We start from the raw sequence: 3,614 nt of genomic DNA, 5'->3' as shown, positions 1-3,614 counted from the left end.
CAGCGCGGCGAGGCCGGCCGGCTGGGCGAAGCTCGCGTAGCCGCCGGCGCCGTCGGCCAGGCCGAAGCGGCCCGAGCCGGCCAGGACGTCGACGGTGCCGCGGGTCAGGTCCAGGTCCCAGATCTGGTGCTGGCCGGCCAGCGAGACATACAGATGCTCGTTGTGCACGGCCACGTCGACCGGCGCGCAGAGGCCGACGGCCGCCGGCTCCGGATGCTGCTGCGGCCGGTCGCGGCCGACCTTGCCCGTGCCGACGATCGTGTCCACGTCGCCGGCGAGCAGGCGCACGCGGCGTATCGCATGGTTGCCGGTGTCGGCGACGTAGAGACAGTCCTTGCCGAGCGCGAGGCCCTGCGGCGAGGACAGCCCGCAGTCGGCCAGCCGGCCGTCCCAGTAGCCCGCATTGCCCGAGCCGAACTGGCGCAGCACGCTGCCGTCGTGGGTGGTTTCGAGCACGCGGTGATGGGCCGTGTCGGCGATGTACAGGTGGCGGTCCGTCGCGATCACGCGGGCCGGGAACGCGAGCGGCCGATGCGGCTCGGGCCGCGCGACCGGCGGCCAGTTCTCGTAGACGCGCGTGTCGCCGGCGATGGCCTCGTCGAGCAGGGCCTTGATGCGCGCGTCGATCTCCTGGCGCCGGCCTTCGCCCGTGTAGATCGCGACCGGCCGCGCCTGGGTGTCCAGCAGCACGACGCTCGGCCAGGCCTGCACGCCGAGTTTCTGCCACAGCGCGAAATTCGGGTCGCTGGCGACCGGATGGCGCAGGCCGTGGCGGTTGACCGCCTTGAGCACCGCGGCCGCGTTGCGCTGCGCGTCGTAGCGCGGCGTGTGCACGCCGATCACGCAGAGCCCGTCGTGATAGCGGCTCTCGAGCCAGGCGACGTCGGCCAGCAGGTTGATGCAGTTGACGCAGTCGTAGGTCCAGAAATACAGCAGGGTCGCCCGGCCGCGCAGCGAGTCGCGCTGCGGAATCTGGCTGGTATTCACCCAGTCCAACTCTGCCGGGAAATCGAAGCTGTCGACCTGCTGTGCCATCGTCCTGCTCCTTGCGCCGTAGCGCACCGATTATGCGCAATCCGCCGGCGGATTGAAGCCGCGGCACGAGGTCCCGGTCCGCCGCTCGCCGCCATGCAGGTCGCGGAAATAGCGGGAACGGACTCCCCGGCGTCGGGCGCTGCATCACGCGTCGCGACCCCGGCGCCGTTCGCTGCCGTCGCCCGCGATGCGATCCACCCGCCGGCGCTAGGTCGCGCGCGCTTTTGCTATGACGCGCTGTGCGAACGCTTCCGCCAGGTCGATGACCGCATCGAAACCCGCCTCGCCGCCATAGTACGGGTCGGGTACTTCCTGCGGCCGCAGGATGCCCACATACGGCAGCACCAGAGACAGCTGCGCCGTCGCCGCCGCCGGCCGGCGCCGCTGCAGCTCGGCCAGATTGCTGCGATCGGCCGCGAGCAGCCAGTCGTGCTCGACGAAATCGGCCGCCGCGAGCTGGCGCGCGCGATGCGTCTGCAGCGAATAGCCGCGGCGCAGCGCCGACGCGCAGCTGCGCGGATCGGCGCCCTGCCCCAGGTGCCAGTCGCCGGTGCCGCAGGAGGCGACCTGCCAGTCGAGGCCCGCGCGCTCCAGCTGCGTCCGCAGCACGGCCTCGAGCACCGGCGAACGGCAGATGTTCCCGAGGCAGACGAACAGGATTTTCATGACGCGAGCAGCGCGTTGACGCGGGCCAGGTCTTCGGGCGTGTCGACGCCGGCCGGAAACGGCTCGGGCGCCAGACGCACGGCGATGCGGTGGCCGTGTTCGAGCACGCGCAGCTGCTCCAGCGATTCGGCGCTCTCCAGCGGCGTGCGCGGCAGCTGCGTGTAGCGGCGCAGAAACCCCGCGCGATAGGCGTAGATGCCGATATGGCGCAGGAACGGCACGCCGGCCGGCAGCGCGTCGCGGTTCGCCGCGAACGCATCGCGCGCCCAGGGCAGCGGCGCGCGGCTGAAATACAGCGCGAGCTCGCCCGCGGCGACGAGCTTGACGCAGTTCGGATTGAACAGCTCCGCGGCGTCCGTGATCGGCGTGGCCAACGTCGCCATCGGCGCATCGTTCGCGATCAACGCCTCGGCCACCGCGCGGATGCCGCTGGCCGGCGCGAGCGGTTCGTCGCCCTGCAGATTCACGACGACCGCATCGTCGGCCCAGCTCAGCTGTTCCGCGCATTCGGCGAGCCGGTCGCTGCCCGACGCGTGATCGGCGCGCGTCATGCAGACCGCGACCGGCTGACCGGCCAGCGCCGCAGCGATGCGCGCGTCGTCGGTCGCGACCACGACCTCGCGCGCCCCCGCCGCGAACGCGCGCCGCGCGGCGTGCACGACCATGGGCTCGCCGGCGATCAGACTCAGCGGCTTGCCGGGCAGCCGCGTGGAGGCGTAGCGGGCGGGAATCGCAACGATGAAATCGGACATGCCGGAAGACCCGTGAAGAGCGGGCTGCCGATTGTAGGCGAGCGAAACCGGCGCTGCGCGGCGGCAGCGGCGCGAGTCGGCGGCCGGAAAATCGCCGACGAGGACATGACGAATGCACGCGCCGGCGAAGTGCCGGAAGATGCTCCGTCGCTCCGGCGCCGCTGCGTCGGCGACCGCCGCCCCTCCTGGGCCAGATCGCTCCCGTCGCGATCTATCGGGCGGGATGCGCTTCCCTGATTCGCTGTGCTTCCGCCCGCTTCTGTTCGATGATCTGCGGCAGCACCGACTCCGTGAGTTCCTTCACGGCACTGTCGTAAGCCTCGACCGCTCCTCCGCAAGCGGTGAAATTTCCGCCCTCGTCGGTAAAGAACCAGTATTTGCCGGGCACCAGAAGACTCATTCCGCAGGCCGACGGACTGGACGACGTCCGTACACGGTCAAATGGAAGCGGACCGCCCTTGCGTACGATCGCATCCGTTATTCCAAACACCGTCCATTCACCATCGCGGCCGTCGGGCGCTGCCGATATCACGTCCGCGAGGAACGCATGGGACGACTTCTCCAGCGCGTCCTTCGACGGCCCGAACTGGCAGCCGCAGGCGAAAACCGGCATGGCCGACAGGGCCAGAACCACAAAGACGGCGGTCTTCACCGAGCGTGCGAATCCTTGACGACGCATTCCGCTCTCCTTGATCGGGCATTGGCAGCGAGCGGAACCGATCCGACCGCGCCGGGAACGGACCGGCCGATGCCCGGAAAGATTCCTCGTCATCGCGTCCGTGCGTCAGCCCAGCTTGCGCACGCGCAGGCTGCGACCCTTGATCTTGCCCTCGCGCAGGCGCTGCAGCGCTTTTTCGGCGATGCCGCGCGTGACGGCGACGTAGGCGCGCGTGTCGAAGATCGCGATCTTGCCGACGTCGACGCCCGGAATGCCGGCGGTGCCGGTCAGTGCGCCGAGGATGTCGGCCGGGCGCAGCTTGTCCTTGCGTCCGGCATCGATGACGAGGGTCTGCATCGGCGCGAGCTGGCCGCTCTTGAGACGCGGCGGCGCGGCCTTGGCCGGTTCGCAGGACAGCGGCCGGCCGAGCCGCTCCGCGACGGCGTCGACGCGGGCCTGTTCGCGCGGCGTGCACAGGGTCAGGGCGAGGCCGCTGCGGCCGG

At 70.7% G+C, this 3,614-nt stretch carries 5 protein-coding genes; all 5 read right to left on the bottom strand.

Annotated features, from left to right (window positions below):
- Nucleotides 1-1,035, bottom strand: a 1,035-nt coding sequence (locus tag NON22_RS21800) for a thioredoxin-like domain-containing protein (protein ID WP_257389108.1), incomplete at its 3' end; no start/stop codon positions are given.
- A gap of 207 nt (nt 1,036-1,242) precedes the next feature.
- Nucleotides 1,243-1,701, bottom strand: a complete 459-nt coding sequence (locus NON22_RS21795; protein WP_257389106.1) for a low molecular weight protein-tyrosine-phosphatase — start codon at nt 1,699-1,701, stop codon at nt 1,243-1,245.
- Nucleotides 1,698-2,453, bottom strand: a complete 756-nt coding sequence (gene kdsB / locus NON22_RS21790) for a 3-deoxy-manno-octulosonate cytidylyltransferase (protein WP_257389105.1) — start codon at nt 2,451-2,453, stop codon at nt 1,698-1,700. Before kdsB ends, NON22_RS21795 begins: the two co-directional genes overlap by 4 nt.
- A gap of 211 nt (nt 2,454-2,664) precedes the next feature.
- Nucleotides 2,665-3,132 (bottom strand): hypothetical protein, encoded by a 468-nt coding sequence (locus NON22_RS21785; protein WP_257389103.1) that lies wholly within the window; start codon nt 3,130-3,132, stop codon nt 2,665-2,667.
- A gap of 105 nt (nt 3,133-3,237) precedes the next feature.
- Nucleotides 3,238-3,614: DbpA RNA binding domain-containing protein (locus tag NON22_RS21780; protein ID WP_257389102.1), on the bottom strand; the 377-nt coding region annotated here is incomplete at its 5' end.

The organism is Tahibacter caeni, from assembly GCF_024609805.1.
Taxonomy (GTDB): Bacteria; Pseudomonadota; Gammaproteobacteria; order Xanthomonadales; family Rhodanobacteraceae; genus Tahibacter; species Tahibacter caeni.
The sequence above is the reverse complement of the archived record's forward strand: the minus strand, read 5'-3'. Positions and strand labels throughout refer to the sequence as shown.